The sequence below is a fragment of the Streptomyces sp. NPDC058295 genome (assembly GCF_042880655.1).
Taxonomy (GTDB): domain Bacteria; phylum Actinomycetota; class Actinomycetes; order Streptomycetales; family Streptomycetaceae; genus Streptomyces; species Streptomyces coriariae.
Genome location: NZ_JBHVYO010000030.1, coordinates 70,458 through 89,116, shown reverse-complemented (window position 1 = coordinate 89,116; position 18,659 = coordinate 70,458). Strand labels below are relative to the sequence as shown.

Genomic DNA, 18,659 nt, shown 5'->3' with positions numbered 1-18,659 from the left:
CAAGGCGTGTGGGTCATCGGTCCGCCGGGATCCTGGCGTCCACGTAGGCGATGAACGCGCCCGGCGTGCGCAGGTCGTCGAATGCCTCGTCCGGGATGGCGACCCGGTACTCGTCCTGTACACGCATCGCGATCTCGTAGACGACCAGGGAGTCAAAGCCCAGGTCGCCGAAATCCGTGCCGAGCACGGTCTCGTCAAGAGCGGTGAGGTCCGCTCCTCCTTCGAAGCAGAGCTCCACGACCTTCTGGAATTCGGTGAGGGTGAACCCGCTCATGACGCCCCTTCCGTTCGATGTGCCGTCACGGTCGGCGGCGGTGCTCGACTGGCAGTCGAGCACCGCTGGACGCGTGGGGCGGGCCCGGATTCCCGTGCGACGGGGGCCGATCGGCCGGCGGACTCCAGCGCGCCTCTAGCAACGGCCCCGAGGCTTTCCCAGGCCCTCGGTACAGGGCGCTCCGCCCACCCCGGACGGCCCCGGACACCGGGGACGTCACTCACAGAGATTGGGATGCCGCCGGATGAACTCGCTCCTCTTGACGCTGCTCGGGCCGGTCTTCGGACGCCCCAGTGGAATTCCGGGCCTCATCGGAGGCGCCATCATGCAGCGCGGAAACGCGGAACAGGAGGCATGGGGCGTCGAACTCGCCGACCTGAAACCGGGCGAGCAGGTGTTGGAGGTGGGACCGGGTCCCGGCATCGGACTCGCCCTGGCCGCCGAGGCGGTCGCGCCGGGTGGCCGTGCGATCGGGGTGGATCCGTCGGCCACGATGCGGGCCATGGCCCGGCAGCGCTGTGCCCTGCACCTAGCGGTCGGCCACGCGACACTCCGGGAGGGGACCGCGGACGCCACCGGTCTGCCCGACGAGTCGGTCTCGGCGGCCCTGTCCGTCAACAACGTGACCCTGTGGGACCGTCCGGCGGCCTACGCGGAGTTGCAGCGCGTGCTGCGCCCCGGCGGCCGACTCGTCATCGTGCATCACCGCCACACGATGAACACCACTCCGGAACAGCTCCACGACGAACTGGTCAAAGCCGGATTCGAGGACGTCACCCTCGAGGTCAAGGGCCGCAGCATGGGCCGCGCCGGGGTCGGCATCCTCGCCCGTCGGGCCCGGGGCTGAGGCGTCGGCTCCGCAGGGCGGACCCGCCCCATCGTGTGTCGCGAGCGTGACCCGCGGGCGGCACATCGCCTCGGCCATGGCGAGGCGGTCGCCGGTGGGTGGGGCCCTACCGGGCTCCCACCCACCGGGCAGTCAAGCCCGACGGTACGGCGTTCCGCGTCGAACGCGGCAGGGCGCCGCAGGGCGGCAGGGCGGCAGGGCGCGGAGCTTCCGCGGACGATTCCGCGGACGCGGGGGCTCGTCACTCGCCTTCTCTATCTGCGCGGGGACCGTGTCCCCTGGCGCCTCCGGCCCTCGTCCCGGGCCTGCTGATAGGCGCTGAAGATCGTCTCCGCGGCGCCGGACAGCGCTCCCTTGGTCTTGCCGCGGGCGCCGGACTCGGTGATCTTCTCCGTGAGTTCCAGGAGCCCGGCCGGCTTGCGTGGTCCCGCCTCCAGGTCGAGCCGGTTGCACGCCTCGGCGAAGCGGAGGTAGGTGTCGACGCTGGCGACGACGATGCGTATGTCGATCTTGAGGATCTCGATGCCGACCACCGAGACGCGCACGAAGGCGTCGATCACCAGTCCTCGGTCGAGGATGAGCTCGAGGACGTCGTAGAGGCCACTCGAACCGCCCCCGCCGCCCTGCTGCGTCGCCACGGTCATGACGGCAAACCCCCTTGCCCTGATGTCTCGTCGTGGTCTCGTCGGCGCTGTTCCTCGGTGGGGTGCGGACTACTGTGCTAGTAGCCGCACATCCCGCGACCAAACGCCTGTACGAGTCCTCGGTGAGACGGGCCTGACGGCGGCCTCTCAGGTACCGGCGGGGACCACGAGGCCGGGCCGGCCGTGGGAGCAGTTCCCTGCCACGGCCGCCCTGGGGATGCGCATCCGGCGCAGCAGACCGCGGGTGAGGCGGGTGTCGAGGGTGGTGCGCCAGGTGACGTCGGGGTGGCGGGAGCGCAGGTGCGACAGTGCCCTGGTGCCCAGCCCGCAGTCGCGGAACGGTTCGTCCAGGACGACACCGGTGATCACGCCCTCGGCGCACTCCTCGCACGCTCGATAGGTGACCCGTCCGACCACCTTGCGGATGTGCACCAGGAGCAGACACTCCTCGCCCGCGCCGCCCTCTGGGGAGGAGGACGGCAGCAGCTCGATCTCGCGATAGGCCAGCAGCCTGCGGTGCCACCGGCCCCCTCGCCGTCCGGTGCGCCGGTGCCTTCCCTCGGCCCGCCGTGCTGAGGCGCCTTCCCGTGTTCCAGGTCGGCCGTGCGCGTCGCTCATCGGATACGTCTGGTTTCCCTGCATTCCATGGCGCGTGCCCGATACCGCGGACGCCATGCCACCACACCGTGAACGCATCGCGATTGCCGGCCGGCTGCCCGCCGGTCCGACCGCACGGGGTGACGCGCTGTTCGAGTGGTGCGATGCGCTGCCGTGAACGGACGGGCCGGTGCGGACAATTGTCGACCTGTCGCTCACGCCGGAACACCGCCGTGGGCACGGGGCCCTCCAGGCGGTCTCAGCCAGGGCCCGGAGCCACTACGTGCGCGGCGCGTCCTGGTGGAGGGCCTTGTTGACGCCGGTGATGACCACGGTGATCAGGCAGAGGGCGATGATGGTCTCGGCCCACAGGAACGCGAACCAGTCCAGCACGCAGCCGATCGGAGGTGTGCCGGGGGCGGTGTTACGGAACGCGGCGAGGGCGAACAGGGTGGCGGCCATCCAGGCGAGGCCGGGCCAGACGAGGCCCTCGTTGCCGGTCGCCAGGTACCAGGCCCCGATGAGCACGGACGCCGCCAGCGCCCACATCACCACCATCATGAAGACCGCGAAGACGAGCAGGCTGCCCGATCGCGCCAGCCCCAGCGCCACCACGGCATCCTGCCGGGAGGGCACAGGTTGCACGGAGATCGAGAAGAGCGTGTCGTTGTTGGAGAACAGCATCCGTACCGGCACCTGCTGGCCGCCCAGCTGCGCCCGGAACCCGATGTCCGTCTCGTAGGTGTCGAACGGGTAGTCACTGATCGATCCCCCTGAGAGCGCAACCTGCACGTCTCGCGTCGCGAGCCGCTGATGCGCCGGGAACTCCAGGTCGCTGAGGGTCGCCCCCGAGGTCTGGAGGCTGAGATCGGCCACCGGGGCCGCCCCGTCCGCCTCGCCGAGGGCCCCGCGCGGGGTCACCCAGACCCGCAGGACCAGCTCTCTGCCCGCGGCGTCGACACTTTGGACGGCGGCCTCCACGTCCACCCGGTCGGCGGCCGAGGATCCGACGGCGTGCACCGTGTCGACCGCCTGCCGCTCGGTGAACTGCAGCCACGAGCCAACGGCAACCGCCACGACGATCAGGAACGCGATGAGGATGAGCACAGGCAGGAGGGACCGCCCGGAACGTCGTGGGCGAGGCGAGCTTGCACATGCCGGACGGCCCAGACGCATCACTTGGTCCAGACGTAGACGTCCAGCAGTCGGTTCGCCGCACGGAAGTTGTCGGGCCCGTAGCACCGTTCCTCGATGCCGCGCGGGCGCGGGACATCGCCCCTACGCACCGCTCCGTCCGTGACGCCGGCGAGCAGTTCGGTTCCGCCGATGCGGCCAGTGCGGCAGTCATCGGCCCAGCGGACTGCTTCTCCAGGGGTGGTGGGGACGGACCCGACTCCGTACTGCCCGCTCGCGTAGGCATGCGGGTCCGCGACACCCGCCGGCGCGACCACAGCCATGGCGCCCGCGGCGGTACACAACGACGCCGTCCGACTCACGGACACCACCTGCTTTCGCCACCTGCAACGCGATCGGCTCAGTGCCGTCTCGCGCTTCGGAGGGTTGAGGTCCGCTGCGGGTGCGCCGCTGCCGGTGTGCCGTGATGCCGCGCCGGCCGACAGCCATGGCGCCACCCGGGCAACGCCGAGGCGGTGTTGGCGGAACGCACGTGCTCCACGCTACGGGGTGATCCGAGGGCGTGCATGCGGACGAGGTGGCGGCAACGAAGCGCGCGCAGCCTGCCTCGGAGCCTCGGGCATACGGCCGAGCGACCACCACCGGAGCGGGGGTAGCTCCCCGCCCCCGCCGACCGGGTGACCGGGTGACCGGGTGACCCGGGACAGCCCCCGGGCCGAGGCAGGGCTGCTCCAAGTGGAGGCGACGAGTGGTGCAGGCCCCGGCCCGATCGCAGGCTGGCGTGGCGCCCTGCCCGGCCGTGCGGCGGGGCGCAGCCATGCCAACCGTCCCCGACCGGGGTGGCCAGGGACGTCAGAGAGACGAGATCACATGGCGGAACACGACATCGGTCCCGGGCCCCTCCCCTCCCTTACCGGGACCGGGACCCCCGTACGGAGCCGGGCTCGACACACCCGTCCTCGACTCGGCCGGAGGGCGCGTACGAATGCGGCGCTCCTCGCCGCGTGTCTTGGTGTCCTCGGTGCCGTCGGGACCGCGCCGAGCAGCGCCCGCTCGACGCCTGCCGGCGAGCCGCCGCCGCGGCATCCGGCGCGGTTCGTGCCGGGCCCCTGCCCACAGACACCGGACCCGGTTCCCGGGCGGTGCGGCTTCCTGGAGGTCCCCGAGAACCGCGAGCACCCCACGAGGCGGACCATCCGGCTGGCCGTCGCCATCATCCCGGCAGCGTCGAAGACGCGGGCCGAGGACCCCGTGGTGTTCATGGAGGGCGGTCCCGGCGGAGACGCGTTCGGAGCCATCCCTTTCCTGATCGACTCCGACGTGAACCGCGACCGCGATCTGATCGTCGTGGCCCAGCGCGGCGCCCTCCACTCACAGCCGAACCTCGCCTGCCCGGAGATGGACCGATACAACGCGACCGCCGTCGGCCTGCCCTACGACGCGCCGTCCACCGGACGAGGGCTGGTACGCGCGGCGAAGGCCTGCCGGGACCGTCTGACGGCCGAGGGGAACGACCTCACGGCCTACAACACCACCGAGAACGCCGCGGACTTCGCCGCCCTCCGCAAAGCCCTGGGCATCAAGAAGTGGAACGTCTACGGCTACTCCTACGGCACCGACCTGGGCCTCACCTACCTGCGCCGGCACCCGCAAGGCATCCGCTCGCTGGCGATCGACTCGGTCGTGCCGCCCCAGATCGTGAGCCTGCCGTGGGCCTGGGACAGCGCCCAGGAGGGGATCAACGCGATCTTCGCGGCGTGTGCGGCCCAGCCCGCCTGCAAGTCCCGCTACCCGCACCTCTCCCGCACGCTCACGCAGCAGGTCCGGCGGCTGGAGGCGAACCCCCTGACGCTGACCGTGCCGCCGCGCGGTGGCGGAACCCCGGTGAAGGTCGTCCTCGACGGGGGCACGCTGGTGAACCTGCTGGTCACCAACGGCCGACTCGTACCGTCCGCCGACGTCCCCGCGGCGCTCTACGAACTCGCCGCCGGCAATCCGGAGCGCCTCGCGCGGGCCCAGGCCGCCGGCGCGACGCCCGCAATCGGCGAGTTCGCCCACGGCCTGACGCACTCGGTGGCCTGCGCCGAGTGGGTCCCTGGCTTCTCGAAGCGCGACGTGCTCAAGGCGGGCCGCCGGGCCTTCCCCGGATGGCCGGACTCGGTGCTGGCCCACGCACCGCAGCTGCCCTTCGAGCACGACCTGTGCCGCGTCTGGAACGTCCCGGACCGCACCGCGGTCCAGCGGGTGGCCACCCGCAGCAAGGTGCCCGCGCTCATCATCACCGGAACCTTCGACGCGAAGACCGGGGCGAGCTGGGGGCCGTTCACCGGCCGTACGCTGCCCCGCTCGACCGCCGTGGTGATTCCCGGAATCACCCACTGGGTGGTGCCGCAGAACCCCTGCGCCGCGTCGGTCCTGCTCTCCTTCCTGGCGCGGCCGACCTCGCCCGACACCGGCTGCGTGTCGGGAGTCCGACCCAAACCGTTCACCATCGTCCCCTGACCGGAGTACGCACAATGTCCCCAGGTACGACCCTCAGCCGGCGCCCCGCTCGACGGCTCCCGGCAACACTGGCCGGAGCCACGGCCGGCGCCCTCTTCATCGGCCTCGCCACGATGCCCGCACACGCCGGGCCCGGCACCGACCGGCCGATCGGCACGGTCGCCCGTACGGTGGGCGACGCCCACTTCGAACCGGGCCCCTGTCCCAGGACGGCGGACCCGATCCCCGATCTCGCACGCGCCCGCTGCGGCACCCTCACCGTGCCCGAGAAGCGTTCCCAGGCCAAGGGGCCCAAGGAACCCCAGGGGTACGGGAGCCACGACGGACGCACGATCACCCTCGCTGTCGCGATCATGCCCGCGGAGCGCAGCAGCCCCGCGCCCGACCCGATCGTGTGGCTCGCCGGCGGTCCCGGCGACGACGCGGTCTCCGAGATCCCGATGGCGCTCGCCGGCCACCTGAACCGCGACCGCGATGTGATCTTCATGTCTCAGCGTGGCACCTACTCGGCCGACCCGGAGCTCACCTGCCCGAACATCGACCGGTTCAACGCCCGCGCCCTCGGCCTCGTCTCCAACGCGCCGTCCACCGGGCGCCTGCACGTCGAGGCGACCCGGGCCTGCCGCGACCGCGTGGACGCCCAGGGCGCCGACCGCAGCACGTACAACGACATCGAGAGCTCCGCCGACTACGACGCCCTGCGCAAGACGCTGAGTGTCAAGAAGTGGAACGTCTTCGGGATCTCCTACGGCACCCACCTGGCGCTCAACTACATGCGCCTGCACCCGAAGGGCATCCGCTCGGTCGGCATCGACGGCGTCCTGCCGCCGTCCATCGCCGGCGGGGCCGTGACCTGGAAGGCGGCACGAGAGGGTTTCGACGGCCTGTTCAAGGCCTGCGAGAAGCAGCCCGCCTGCAACACCCGCTACCCGCACCTGAAGGCCACCTTCCTCCGCCTCGTCAGTGAGCTGGAGGCCAAGCCGATCACCACCACCGTCACGGTCCCGGTCCACCCGGAGCCGGTGAAGGTCGTGCTGGACGGGGGCAACCTGGTCGCCTGGCTGACCTCGGCCACCCACGTGGCTGCAGGGGTGCCGCGCTCCATCGACGAGCTGGCCCGTGGCAACCCGCAGCGGATCGCCGAGCAGCTCGCGGGCGGCAAGTACAGCCCGCAGGCCATCGGAAGGGTCGCCCACGGGCTGGTCTACGGCGTCTTCTGCAGCCAGTGGACCCCGTACGAGAGCCGGGCCGACATCATCCGCGGCGGACACCGCGCGTTCCCGACGTTCCCCCGGTCGATGCTGGCCAACGCCCCGCAGCTCGCCTGGCTCCACGACGACTGCCGTGCCTGGGACGTTCCCCCGGCGCCCCCGTCGGTCCGGGACGTGACCCGCAGCGACATCCCGACCCTCGCTCTGTCCGGCGGGTTCGACGCCCAGACGGCGCCGAGCAACGGGGCGTACGTCGCCCGTACGCTGAGTCGCTCCACCGCCGTCACGGTCCCCTACGTCGCGCACGTGGTGTTCGCCGACTCGCGGTGCGCGCAGACGATCACCACGTCGTTCTTCGCCCGTCCCACCGCGCCGGACACCAGCTGCCTCGCGGGACTCCAGCCGCCGCAGTTCGAGATCGCGCCGTAAGGCGCTTGCCGGCGACCGCCGCCCACGGTGCCGGAACCGGCGGGGCCTGCATCCTCCGACGTGGTGGATGCAGGCCCCGGTGGTGTGGGCCGACAACACCATGCCGGTGCGGCTGCTGTTGTCGGTGAGAGTGCCACACCCTGTCACCGGCTCGCCTCAGGCGGGAAGGGGCAGTCCGCCCGTACAGTCATGCCCGGGACATCGGGCAGCCGGGTGCCCCGGCGCCGGGCGAGGTGGTCGACGAGGAAGATCCCGTGGCCGCCGGCCTTCGCCGGGCGGTGGTGGATCCGGCTCGGCGGTGTGGAATTGGGGTCGGTGGCGGCGACCCGGAGCTGCCCGCCGACGTGGTCGACGCTGGCCCGCGTGGGGCCGCCCGCGTGCTTGATCGGCGTGGGAAAGCAGTTGCGCCGCCACCAGCAGGGCATCGGCGGCGGGATCCGTCAGCTGCCAGTCCGCCGTCCTGCCGCGCCGGCCGAACCGCGCTGCAGCTCCCCGGCTCCCGAAAGCAGATCCAGCGGCCAGACTGGCGTGGGTGTTCCGCCTGCTGTGCCAGCCCTCGCAAGGAGGTTTGTGGGCGCGTCACCGATGCAGTGAGGTGTGTCGGGTGCGTAGCAACGCGGGAGGGCCGTCGTTGGCATCGTGCTGTCGGGCAGGTGATCGGGGGCACAGCCCGTCGTCGGGCCGCCTTCGCCTCGCCAAGACATTTGCGGAGGAGCGCGCCGGCTTCTGAGTCGGGCACGCATCGTCGGGCAAACAGGAAATCGTCGAGGCAGGAGGAGCTATGGCCGAGGTGAAGACCGCCAGGGGCGGCGGATATGGGCAGCTGCCGATCTGCTGACGCCGATGGCCATTCGAGTGGCGGCGACGTTGCGGTTGGCCGACCACATCGCCGCGGGCACCCGGACGACCGAGGCGCCGGCCAAGGCTGTGCACGCCGACCAGGACGCAGTCTTCCCCAGAGATATGCCTCGGCCACGGCGGATGCACGTGCCTTCAGCCGAGCGTCCATCAACGCGTCGAACGACTCGCCACGTTCGTCGCTGGCGGACAGGTCGTCCCAGAACGACAGGCCGTACTGCTGCGGGAACGCCGACTCTCCGGTGCGAACCGTGTGCAACAGATGGACGAGGCTCAGCTCGGCGTGCCCGATGGCACCCTCGATGTCGAGCACCGATCGCATTCCTTCGGGCTCCCCTGCTACTTCGGAGGCAGGCAGCACACCCTCGAGCAGCTGGGCGAACTGGCCGGATCCAACGGCTTCGAGATCGCCTCGATCGTGCAGGCCGCTCGTCTGTCCGTCGTCGAACTGCGCGCGTCGCACTGAGGGAACGACATACAAGTCGAAGGCGATCTGAGGTCGGTGCGGTTACTCGACCGGGCGCGAGCCGTCGTTCTCGGTGTTCGCCAGGAACCGGGCCTCGATTCCGTCCAGGATGGTCGTAAGGCCGTTCTCGAACCGTTCGTCACCTTCGCCGATCTCGGACGCCCGGATCATCTTGCTCAGATACGGAAACTCACCGGTCGCGAGCATGGACATCAAATACGGCTGCATGTGCCGCCGCCAGGCATCACGATCGATGCCGGAGCGCTGAGCGACCGCCCGCTCGGTCAGCTCGGCCTGCACGATGCCGCTGACCCAGGAGTGAATGAGGTCGAGGACGGCCAGCGACTCCTCCATGTCGAGATCGCAGCCGGCGAGAAGGGCGAGATCGCGTTCCATGCCGCGCAGGAAGTTGGGGCCCATGACCGGGCGGGTGCTGAGCAGCGGAGCAAGCCAGGGGTGCCGCAGGAAGGTCTGCCTGCGGCGGCGCGCCAAGGTCGTCAGGTCGGCGCGGACATCGCCGGTCGGCTCCTGCTGCTCGAAGCCGGTCGCCTGGTCGATCATCACCGCGTACAGGTCTTCTTTGGTGGGCAGGTATCGGTACAGGGTCATCGCGGCGGCGCCCAGTCTCTTGGCGATGTTCCGCACCGACGCGGCTTCTATGCCTTCGGCGTCCGCGATCTCGATCGCCACCTCGGCGATCTGCTCGCGACTGTGCTGCGGAGCCGGACCTCGCGTGGATTTCTCCGCTCGCATCCAGATGATGGGTTTCGGTTTCGGCACGCCAACCATCGTACGTGCGTAGACCTGCCCGTCGCGTACGTCGCCGCGCTGACCGGCCTGGAGGAGGTGGACCGACTCGCCTCGGCCGTGAGGGTGATCGACCACCGTGATCTGATCGCCGAAGGCAGGCCGGCCCAGCTTGAATCCACGCCGAAAAGGCTCACCGGGCAGCGTCCGGAAGCGGACGGACTGCACATCGTCGTCGCCGCGGTGGATGTGGTGCCGACCGTCCCGCAGATCATGGGCGAACTCCACGCGTCCGGCGCCGTGATCGGCGATATCGGTACGCGCGAGCCGAGCCTCGATGACGTCTTCCTGTCCCGGACCGCCAGGAACGCCGAGTCAGCGGAACCGGTCGAGGTGACCGGTAGGAGTACGGGCCAGGAGGCACGCGAGTCCCGCTCCACGTCCGGGAGCGGAACTCGCGAGGTTCGTCAGTGGACTTCGGCGGCTTGGCTGGTCCAGGTGGCGTACATCTGGCTGTACTTGCCGTCGGCATCGACGAGCTGGTCGTGCGAACCGACCTCGACGATCCGGCCCTCGTCGACGACGACGATGCGGTCGGCCTTCATGGCGGTGGAGAGCCGGTGCGCGATCAGGATCGCGGTGCGGCCCTCCAGTAGCACGTCCAGGGCATCCTCGATCTTGGCCTCGGACTGGAGGTCCAAATTGGACGTGGCCTCGTCGAGGACCAGCACCCGGGGCTGAGCCAGGAAAGCCCTGGCCAGGGCGACGAGCTGCCGTTCACCGGAGGACAGGGACTGGCCTCGCTCCTGGACGACGGTGTCGAGACCGTCGGGCAGCCGCTCGACCACGTCCACCAGACCGACCGCCCGCAACGCCTCCCAGACCTGGTCGTCGGAGACGTCCGGGGCGGCGAAGCGGATGTTGTCCCGAAGCGGCCCGGCGAACAGGAAGGGCTCCTGCGGCACGACGCCGATCTGCCTGCGAAGGGATTCGATCCGCACGTCCCGCAGGTCGCGCCCGTCGATGAGGATCCGGCCGGAGACGGGGTCGTAGAACCGGGTCACCAGTTTGGCGAGGGTGGACTTGCCTGCACCGGTCGGACCGACGAACGCCACGGTCTCGCCGGCCGCGATGTCCAGCGCCACGTCGGAGATCACCGGCCGGTCGGGACGGTAGCCGAACGTCACGTCGTCGAAGGTGATTTCACCCTCGACCCGAGGCAGGTCGACAGCTCCGGGCTCTTCCTCGACCTCTGGCCGGGTACTCAGCAGCTCCTTCAGCTTCACGACCGACGACTGCCCCTGCTGGTACGTGTTGTACAGCTGCACCAGCTGCTGGATCGGCTGGAAGAAGGCGCCCAGGTAGAGCAGGAACGCCACCAGCTCGCCGATCGTCAGGTCCCCGTCGACGACCATGCCGGCGCCGATGGCCAGCAGTGCGACCTGCCCGGCGACGCCGACGACCTGGGTGCTCGGCGTGTAGATCGAGTTGATCACTCCGGTCTGCACGGTGGCGTCGTAATACCTGCCGGTGACCTGCCGGTGGCGTTCGGTGTTGTGCCGCTGCCGGTTGTGCGCGGTGACGATGCGAACACCCTGCAGGCTCTCGGAAAGGTCGGCAACCACGTCGGCGACCGTGTCCCGCACCCGCAGGTAGCCCTTGCCGGACGCCCGGCGGAACCACAGGGACAGCGCGGTCAGGATGGGGACCACCAGCACGATGGTGATGAGCGCCAGCCGCACGTCGTAGGTGAACAGAATCACCGTGACAATGACCATGGTCAGGCCCTGGACGGCGAACTGCACCAGGCCCTCCTGCAGCAGTGCCTGAAGGTTCTCGATGTCGCTGGTCATCCGGGTCATGATCACGCCGGACTTCTCGCCGGTGTAGAAGTTCAGCGACAGCCGCTGCAATTGGGTGAAGACCCGGACCCGCAGGTCGTTCATCACCGACGCGGCGATCCGCCCGGTCACCTTGACCCGCCCGGCCTGTGCGAGACCGGTGACCGCCAGACTGACCAGGTACAGGCCCGCGACCAGCGCCAACGCGCCGCGGTCTTTCCCCATGATGCCTTCGTCGATGCCGATCTGGGTCAACTTCGGACCGGCCTGCAACATCAGCGCCTCGATGCCCACGAGCACGCCGGCCACCAGCGCCGACGGCCCGTACGGACGGACCAGCCGCCGCAGATTCAGCCCCGCGCCGTCGGGATCGGGCCGGGAGTGCTCGAAGACGACCTCGGACTCGGCATGTTCCGGCTCGGCCTCGAGCAACTCGTCGACGCTCGCCCGCATCTCCGGCGGAACGCCGGCGAACGGGTGGGCCGACGCGGTTGCCCGGCCGCCGCCATTGAATGCCGCGCCGCCTCCACCTCCGGGAACCGTCATCGCGCCACACCTCCCAGTTCCTTGCTGCACTCGTCCGCTTGGGCGAGCACTTCCGCGTACAGCGGCGTGCCTGCCAACAGTTCCGTGTGTGTGCCGTCGGCGACGATCCGCCCACCGTCCAGTAGCACCACGCGGTCGGCCAGGCTGATCGTGGACGGCCGGTGCGCGATGATCAACGTCGTCCGGCCGGCGAACAGGGTCCGCAGACCCGCGTGGATCTCCTGCTCCACCTGGACGTCGATAGCGCTCGTGGCGTCGTCGAGGACCAGCACGGGCGGATTCACCAGCAGCGTCCGGGCGATCGCGATGCGCTGCCGTTGCCCGCCGGACAGCGTGTAGCCCCGCTCGCCGATGACGGTGTCGTAACCCTCGGACAGCTCGGTGATGAACCCGTGCGCCCCGGCCAGCCGGGCCACACGCTCGATGTCGGTGATGTCCGCGTCCGGCCGCCCGTAGGCGATGTTGTCACGGACCGACGCCGAGAACAGGAACGGCTCGTCCAGCACGATGCCGACGGTGTCACGCAGACTGTGCAGGGTCAGATCCCGCACGTCGTGCCCGTCCACGGTGACGGAACCTTCGCGCACGTCGTAGAACCGCGGCAGCAGTCTGGCCACGGTGGACTTTCCGCTGCCGGTCCGGCCGACCAGCGCCACCGTCTCGCCGCTGCGCAACCTCAGCGAGAACCCGTGCAGCACGTCAGGACCGTCGCCGTAGCCGAAGGTGACGTCATCGAACTGGACGTCACCGCGCGCCCCGGTGATCTCCAGTGCCTGCGGGGCGTCCACGATCTCCGGCTTCTCGTCCAGAATCTCGTACAGCCGCTTGGCCGCGGCCGACGACCGCTGCCCCAACGTGATCAGGTTTCCGATCACCTGGAACGGCACCTGGAGCATCAGCAGATACGCGTTGAAGGCCAGGATCGCGCCGATGCCCAGACTCCCCTGAATGACGAGGTGTCCGCCGTACAGCAGCACGATCGCCATGCCGACGCGGGGCAGGTTCTGCACCGCGGGCGTAAACCGTGCGCGCAGATCCGCGTCCTTCACATTGGCCCAGCGGACTTTCTCCGCGGCCTTCTGAAGCAGCGACAGCTGACTCCGTTCGGCCGCGAACGACTTGACCACGCGCACGCCGTTGACGTTCTCGTCCACCACGGTCGCGACTTCGGCCAACCGGGCCTGGATCAGCCACGACACCGGGAACAAGGAGCGCTGCATGCGCCGGCTGGTCGCGTACAACAGTGGCATCGGCAGCATGGCCAGGATGGCCAACGGCACGTTGATCGCCAGCATGTATCCGAACGCCACCAGCGAGATGCTGCACTGCACCAGCAGGTACGGCGCGAACGCCAGATACATCTGCATCGCGCGGATGTCGGAGTTGGCGCGGGAGAGCAGTTGCCCTGTCTGCACCCGGTCGTAGAACGGGAACGACATGGCGGTCAGGTGCCCGTACGTGATGTTGCGCAGGTCGTACTCGATTTTGGCCGCGGTGCGGAACAGTAACTGCCGGGACAGGAAGCCGACGACCAGCATGACCACCGTCAGCCAGACCAGCCACCACAGGTAGTGCGACAGCGGCACCCTGTCCGACACGATCGAGTTGTCCACCGCGTCCTGAATCAGTGTCGGTACCTGGACGGCCACCAGCAGGCTGATCCCCGACGACACCAGCGCCGTGCCGAACATCCACCGATGTGCCCGGACCAGCGGCCATGCTCGCCATAGCCAGGAACGGCTCGAATCGGGGTCGATGGCCGCGCTCGGCGGCGGATACGCCTCGCTCACCTGGTTTTTCCCCTTTCTGCGCCCTCGTGGGTGATCTACTCGTTTTGCTTTTCGCTCTTCATCGCCTCGTGCCACAGCGACAGCGCGGCCATCGCCCGCTCGGCCTGCTCCTCGTCGAGGGACGAGGCCACCTCGGCCAGCTTCCGGCTGATCTCCTGGTCGGCCGTGGTCAGCAGATGCCGGCCGGACCGGGTGACGACGAGCGTGGCCTTGCGCCGGTCGTCCGGATCCGGCTCACGCCGCACGTACTTGCCGGCCGCCAGGCCGTCCACGACCGTGGCGACGGTCGCCGGCGTCACGGACAACATCCACGCCACTCGCGATGCCGTCGGCGGATCCGCCAGCGTCAGCACGGACAGCATCCGGTGCTGCGGCAGCGTCAACTCCACGCACAGCAAGGCATGTTCGACGGTTTTCGCCAAGGCGGCCACAACAGCGCCTGGCTCGACCGTTTCGGGAATCACAAATTTAGGCTATCAAACATCGTACAGTGTCCGCAGTAAGGCGGCAGGGGGCGGCAGGACCCTTGGATACCGGACGAAGGTCAACAAGCCAGCCGGTCGGCGGGTACTGGTTCGGCCCGAGATGCGGGGAATTGTGGCAGAGCGTCAGGTGGGTCTCATGAGAGGAGCCCAGAAGAGGCCTGCGCCGAGGAAGTACCCGCCGGAGGTGCGAGAGCGTGCGGGGCTGGATCCGGCAGGCGAAGCCGACGCCCGCGAGCGGGGTGACCTGCTCACCACCGAGGGGACGGGGTTGTACGCGTCTCTCCCCCGTCGCTCAGTCGAGCGCCCTGAGCCCTTCGTGCCAGCGGGCGCGGCGCTCCTTGTCGCTCTGCTCCCACCACGGGGTGCCACGCTCGCCCAGGGCGACCTTCGCCAGGTGCACGCGAGCGCGGGCCGCACGTTCGGCTTCCGGGTCCTGCGTCCGCCGGGCGGCCCCGACCGCACGCCGGGCCGCCATCAGGTGGAAGCGGAGCCGTGCGGCGTCCTCCTCGGGAATGAGCGGATCCGTCGCCCGCCAGCGTCGTCCGCCCACGACGATGAACCGTCCGTCGGGGGTGCGCTCCGGTTGCGCGTCAGGGGTCACGGCACGAGTGTGCCGTCGGGCGGCTGCGCACCGGGGCAGCAGCCCCGCGCGGCGGTGTCGGACGTCCCCCGTCCGGGCGCGCGGAGCCACGGGGCGCCGGCGCCGGACCTGCTTCACCTACTTCACTTACTTCACGGACCCTGCCATGACCCCCTGCACGAAGTGCCGCTGGAAGGCGAAGAACACGGCCACCGGGACGATCAGGGACAGGAACGCACCCGGCGCGAGCACGTCGATGTTGCTGCCGAACTGCCGTATCTGCGACTGGAGTTCCACGGTCAACGGCTGGGACGAGCTGTCGGCGAACAGCAGCGCCACCAGCATGTCGTTCCACACCCAGAGGAACTGGAAGATGGCCAGGCTCGCCAGGGCGGGCCGTCCCACCGGCAGCACGAGCCGGGTGAAGATACGCCACTCGGTGCCCCCGTCCATGCGGGCCGCCTCCAGCATCTCCCGCGGTATCTCGGCGAAGTAGTTCCGCAGCAGGAAGGTCGCGAACGGCAGTCCGTAGGAGACGTGGAAGAGGACGACGCCGGGAATCGTGCCGAACAGCCCCAGTTGGCCGAAGAGCTTGGCCACCGGCAGCAGGCCGATCTGCACGGGTACCACCAGGAGCGCGACCACGAGCAGGAAGAGGCCGTCACGGCCGGGGAACTCCAGCCAGGCGAAGGCGTACCCCGCCAGTGCGGCGATCGCCACCACCAGAAGCGTCGTCGGCACCGAGATCAGCACGGTGTTCCAGAACGCCCTGGTCATCCCGGCGTTGCCCAGCAACGACGTGTAGTTGTCGAAGGACAGCTGGCCCGGACTGGTGAGCGCCGTCCACCAGCCGCCCTTGGCCGTGTCCTGCGCCGACCGCAGGGACGACACGAGCAGTCCGGCGAGCGGCGTCAGCCAGAGCAGCCCGACGACCACGAGGACGGCCTGCACCAGGCTGTTGCCGAGCCCGCGCCGAAGCGCACTGAGGTTCATCGCTGACTCCCTCGGAAACGACGGACGTTGAAGACCATGGCGGGGATCACCAGCAGCAGGAGCAGCACGCCGAGGGCGCTGCCCAGTCCCTGGTCGTTGCCGCCGCCGAAGGACACCAGCCACATCTGGGTGGCCAGCACGGTGGCGTCCTCCTGCACCGGGCCGGGCGCGATGATGTAGACGAGGTCGAACACCTTCATCACGTTGATGACGAGGGTCACGAAGACCACCGTGAGCACGGGCGCCAGCAGCGGCACGGTGATCCGGCGGAACACCTGCCACTCGTTGGCGCCGTCCATCCGCGCGGCCTCGAGCGAGTCACGCGGCAGCGTGGACAGGCCCGCGCCGATCAGCACCATCGCGAAGCCGGTCCAGATCCACAGGTAGGCGCCGATGATCGCCGGGGTGACCAGTGCCGGGCCGAGCCAGGAGACGCCGTCGTAGGGCTGGGCGAAGTTCGAGCCGGGGAGGGCGACGGTGTACGAGCCCGTCTCCAGCCCGGGGAAGCGGAAGGAGCCGTCGGCCGCGGTGGTGGTGCTCGCGACGGTCCTGCCGTCGCGCACCGCCTCGACCTCCATCTTCGGCAGCCCGCTCTCCCGGCGGTCCACCGCACCCTGCTTCCCTCCCCCGCCGGGGGTGAAGTCCAGGTAGACGACTCCGCGCAGCTCGTCGGGGCCCGCCGTGCGGGCGGCCGCCGGGTAGGCCGGTTCCGCGCCGGCCGGGAGGTCCTTGGGCGCGACGCCGACCAGGCCGAGGGCGACCGTGTCGCCGGGCGACACGCTCGTGCCGGTGCGGTACGAGCCGTCGGCGCCCCGGGTCAGGCCCTCGCCGTCCCGGGCGCGGGCGGTCGGGTAGGAGGCGGTGTCCCGGAAGGCGTCGTGGACGCCGACGGCCGCCGCGTTCAGGACGCCCTTGTCGGGGTCCTCGTCGTAGGCGAGCCGGAAGATGATGCCCGCGGCGAGGAAGGAGACGGCCATGGGCATGAAGAGCAGCAGCTTGAAGGCCGTGGCCCAGCGGATCTTCTCGACGAGCACGGCGAGGATCAGGCCCAGGCCGGTCAGCAGGGTCGGCGCCACGACCACCCAGATCGCGGTGTTGCGTACGGCTTTGAGGGTGGCCGGGTCGCGGAACATCTCGGTGTAGTTGTCGCCGCCCACGAACCGGGTCCCGGAGGCGTCGAAGAAGCTGCGGCCGACCGAGAACAGCACGGGGTAGACGACGAGGGCGCCGAGCAGGAGCAGCGCGGGGAGGACGAAGAGCAGGGCGACGGTCCTGCCCCGCCACCGGGCCCGCCGCTTGCGGGCGACGGTCGCGGCGGCGGGTGGTGGGGCCGTCTTCGTCAGCGTGGCGGTCATCGCCGGTCAGCCCTTGTAGGCCTTGGCCGCGGCGGTTTCCAGCTGCGCCGCGGTCGCCTTCGGGTCGGACGGGTCGCGCAGGAAGTCCTGGAGGATCTTCCACTCGCCGGCGCCCTTCGTCCCGCCGAACGCGGCCGGGGCCTGGTCGGACATGTCGAAGCGGACGGAGTCCCCTGCGGCGATGAGCGACTTGGCGGTGGTGCGGGTGACGTCGTCGCCGTAGGAGGCGAGGTCGAGCTTCTTGTTCGGAGAGAGGAAGCCGCCCGTCTCGGCCCATACGGCGGCGGCCTCCGGGGTGGCCAGGTACTCCAGGAGCGCCATGCCGGCCTTGGTGTTCTTGCCGTCCTTGAGGACGACGGCCGCGTCGCCGCCGCTGACCACGGGTGCCGCGCCGCCGCCGACGGGCGGGAACGCGAAGAAGTTCGCGTCCTCGCCGATCTTCCGGCCGAACTGGTCCTTGGCGACGCCTGCGACGAAGTCGCCCTCGTAGACCATGCCCGCCTCGGGCTCGGGCCCGAAGACCTTCTCCACGGAGCCCGGGAAGTCGGTGTTGAGAGCGCCCTTCTGGCCGCCCGCGAGGAGCTGCTTGTCCTGGAAGAGCTTGCCGAGCGTGGTGAGGGCGTCGACCACGCTCTGGTCGGTCCACTTCAGTTCGTGGGCGGCGAGGGCGTCGTACTTCTCGGGGCCGGCCTGGGAGAGGTAGACGTTCTCGAACCAGTCGGTGAGCGTCCAGCCGTCCTGGCCCGCGACGGAGAAGGCGGCGAGGCCCGAGTCGGATACGGTCCGCCCGGCCTTCAGCATCTCGTCGTAGGTCTTCGGCGGCTGGACGCCGGCCTGGTCGAGGGCGGCGGGGCTGAACCAGACGGTCGACTTGTGGGCTGCCTTGAAGTAGAGGCCGTAGAGGGTGCCCTTGACGCTGCCGTAGTCCTTCCAGACGGGCGCGTAGTTGGCGGCGACGGACTTCTGGGTGGTCGAGGACAGCGGCTTGAGCCAGCCGTTGCCGGCGAACTGCTGGAGCACGCCGACCTGCGGGACCATCACCACGTCGGGGGCGTTGCCGCCTTCGATCTTGCTGCCGACGACGGTGGAGACGTTGTCGCCGGTGGACACGAACTGGGTCTTGGCGCCGGTCTTCTCGGTGAACGCGTCCAGCACCTTCTGGAAGTTCTTCTGCTCGGCACCGGACCAGACACCGGCCACGGTGACCGTCTGGCCGCCCAGTGCCTTGTCGCCGCCGCCCGCGGAGACGGGGTCGCCGCCTCCGCAGGCGGTCGCGCCGAGTGCCAGGACGAGGGCGGTGCAGCCGCTGAGCAGGGTGGTACGTCGTCGCATCATCGTCGATGTCCGTTCGTAGGAGGGG

18 protein-coding genes are annotated in these 18,659 nt (G+C 70.0%); 4 read left to right on the top strand and 14 right to left on the bottom strand.

Annotation, left to right across the window (positions count from 1 at the left end; all coding sequences use genetic code 11):
- Positions 1–13: 13 nt before the first annotated feature.
- Positions 14–274: an acyl carrier protein gene (locus tag ACFVYS_RS28715; protein WP_389506613.1), complete on the bottom strand. Its 261-nt coding sequence runs from the start codon at positions 272–274 to the stop codon at positions 14–16.
- A gap of 244 nt (positions 275–518) precedes the next feature.
- Between ACFVYS_RS28715 and ACFVYS_RS28710 the strand changes: the two genes are divergently transcribed.
- Entirely contained in the window at positions 519–1,121 is a 603-nt protein-coding gene (locus ACFVYS_RS28710) for a methyltransferase domain-containing protein (RefSeq protein WP_389506611.1), read from the top strand.
- Positions 1,122–1,375: 254 nt separating this feature from the next.
- Here ACFVYS_RS28710 and ACFVYS_RS28705 read toward each other — a convergent pair whose 3' ends face one another.
- The 4 genes from ACFVYS_RS28705 to ACFVYS_RS28690 form a co-directional block, all read right to left on the bottom strand.
- On the bottom strand, positions 1,376–1,765 hold the full coding sequence (locus ACFVYS_RS28705; RefSeq protein WP_389506609.1) for a gas vesicle structural protein GvpA: 390 nt from the start codon (positions 1,763–1,765) through the stop codon (positions 1,376–1,378).
- A 147-nt stretch (positions 1,766–1,912) separates the two neighbouring features.
- A complete protein-coding gene (locus ACFVYS_RS28700) occupies positions 1,913–2,383 on the bottom strand; it encodes a hypothetical protein (RefSeq protein ID WP_389506607.1) in 471 nt (156 codons plus the stop codon).
- A gap of 258 nt (positions 2,384–2,641) precedes the next feature.
- Positions 2,642–3,475, bottom strand: a complete 834-nt coding sequence (locus ACFVYS_RS28695; protein WP_389506655.1) for a DUF4436 family protein — start codon at positions 3,473–3,475, stop codon at positions 2,642–2,644.
- A gap of 62 nt (positions 3,476–3,537) precedes the next feature.
- A complete protein-coding gene (locus tag ACFVYS_RS28690; protein WP_389506605.1) occupies positions 3,538–3,819 on the bottom strand; it encodes a hypothetical protein in 282 nt (93 codons plus the stop codon).
- Between the two features lie 775 nt (positions 3,820–4,594).
- Here ACFVYS_RS28690 and ACFVYS_RS28685 point away from each other — a divergent pair.
- Both ACFVYS_RS28685 and ACFVYS_RS28680 read left to right on the top strand, forming a co-directional pair.
- Positions 4,595–5,998: an alpha/beta hydrolase gene (locus ACFVYS_RS28685; RefSeq protein WP_389506603.1), complete on the top strand. Its 1,404-nt coding sequence runs from the start codon at positions 4,595–4,597 to the stop codon at positions 5,996–5,998.
- A gap of 14 nt (positions 5,999–6,012) precedes the next feature.
- Positions 6,013–7,638, top strand: coding sequence for an alpha/beta fold hydrolase (locus ACFVYS_RS28680; RefSeq protein WP_389506601.1), 1,626 nt, complete (start codon positions 6,013–6,015; stop codon positions 7,636–7,638).
- Positions 7,639–7,781: 143 nt separating this feature from the next.
- On the opposite strand, the gene ACFVYS_RS28675 is transcribed toward ACFVYS_RS28680, so the two are convergent.
- Positions 7,782–8,063 (bottom strand): hypothetical protein, encoded by a 282-nt coding sequence (locus ACFVYS_RS28675; RefSeq protein ID WP_389506599.1) that lies wholly within the window; start codon positions 8,061–8,063, stop codon positions 7,782–7,784.
- A 695-nt stretch (positions 8,064–8,758) separates the two neighbouring features.
- Here ACFVYS_RS28675 and ACFVYS_RS28670 point away from each other — a divergent pair.
- Positions 8,759–8,962 carry a hypothetical protein gene (locus ACFVYS_RS28670; RefSeq protein ID WP_389506598.1) on the top strand — a complete coding sequence of 68 codons (204 nt, stop codon included), beginning with the start codon at positions 8,759–8,761 and terminating at the stop codon, positions 8,960–8,962.
- Positions 8,963–9,004: 42 nt separating this feature from the next.
- Here ACFVYS_RS28670 and ACFVYS_RS28665 read toward each other — a convergent pair whose 3' ends face one another.
- From ACFVYS_RS28665 to ACFVYS_RS28630, 8 genes are all read right to left on the bottom strand, one after another.
- On the bottom strand, positions 9,005–9,937 hold the full coding sequence (locus ACFVYS_RS28665) for a TetR/AcrR family transcriptional regulator (RefSeq protein ID WP_389506597.1): 933 nt from the start codon (positions 9,935–9,937) through the stop codon (positions 9,005–9,007).
- A 239-nt stretch (positions 9,938–10,176) separates the two neighbouring features.
- Positions 10,177–12,096 (bottom strand): ABC transporter ATP-binding protein, encoded by a 1,920-nt coding sequence (locus ACFVYS_RS28660; protein ID WP_389506595.1) that lies wholly within the window; start codon positions 12,094–12,096, stop codon positions 10,177–10,179.
- Positions 12,093–13,886 (bottom strand): ABC transporter ATP-binding protein, encoded by a 1,794-nt coding sequence (locus tag ACFVYS_RS28655; protein ID WP_389506594.1) that lies wholly within the window; start codon positions 13,884–13,886, stop codon positions 12,093–12,095. The genes ACFVYS_RS28660 and ACFVYS_RS28655 overlap by 4 nt, the downstream gene beginning before the upstream one ends.
- Before the next feature lie 35 nt (positions 13,887–13,921).
- Positions 13,922–14,308 carry a MarR family winged helix-turn-helix transcriptional regulator gene (locus tag ACFVYS_RS28650; protein ID WP_389506592.1) on the bottom strand — a complete coding sequence of 129 codons (387 nt, stop codon included), beginning with the start codon at positions 14,306–14,308 and terminating at the stop codon, positions 13,922–13,924.
- Positions 14,309–14,663: 355 nt separating this feature from the next.
- Entirely contained in the window at positions 14,664–14,972 is a 309-nt protein-coding gene (locus ACFVYS_RS28645) for a hypothetical protein (RefSeq protein WP_389506590.1), read from the bottom strand.
- A 126-nt stretch (positions 14,973–15,098) separates the two neighbouring features.
- Positions 15,099–15,944, bottom strand: coding sequence for a carbohydrate ABC transporter permease (locus ACFVYS_RS28640; RefSeq protein ID WP_389506588.1), 846 nt, complete (start codon positions 15,942–15,944; stop codon positions 15,099–15,101).
- On the bottom strand, positions 15,941–17,299 hold the full coding sequence (locus ACFVYS_RS28635; protein WP_389506586.1) for an ABC transporter permease subunit: 1,359 nt from the start codon (positions 17,297–17,299) through the stop codon (positions 15,941–15,943). The genes ACFVYS_RS28640 and ACFVYS_RS28635 overlap by 4 nt, the downstream gene beginning before the upstream one ends.
- Positions 17,300–17,305: 6 nt before the next feature.
- On the bottom strand, positions 17,306–18,634 hold the full coding sequence (locus ACFVYS_RS28630; protein WP_389506653.1) for an ABC transporter substrate-binding protein: 1,329 nt from the start codon (positions 18,632–18,634) through the stop codon (positions 17,306–17,308).
- Positions 18,635–18,659: the final 25 nt, after the last annotated feature.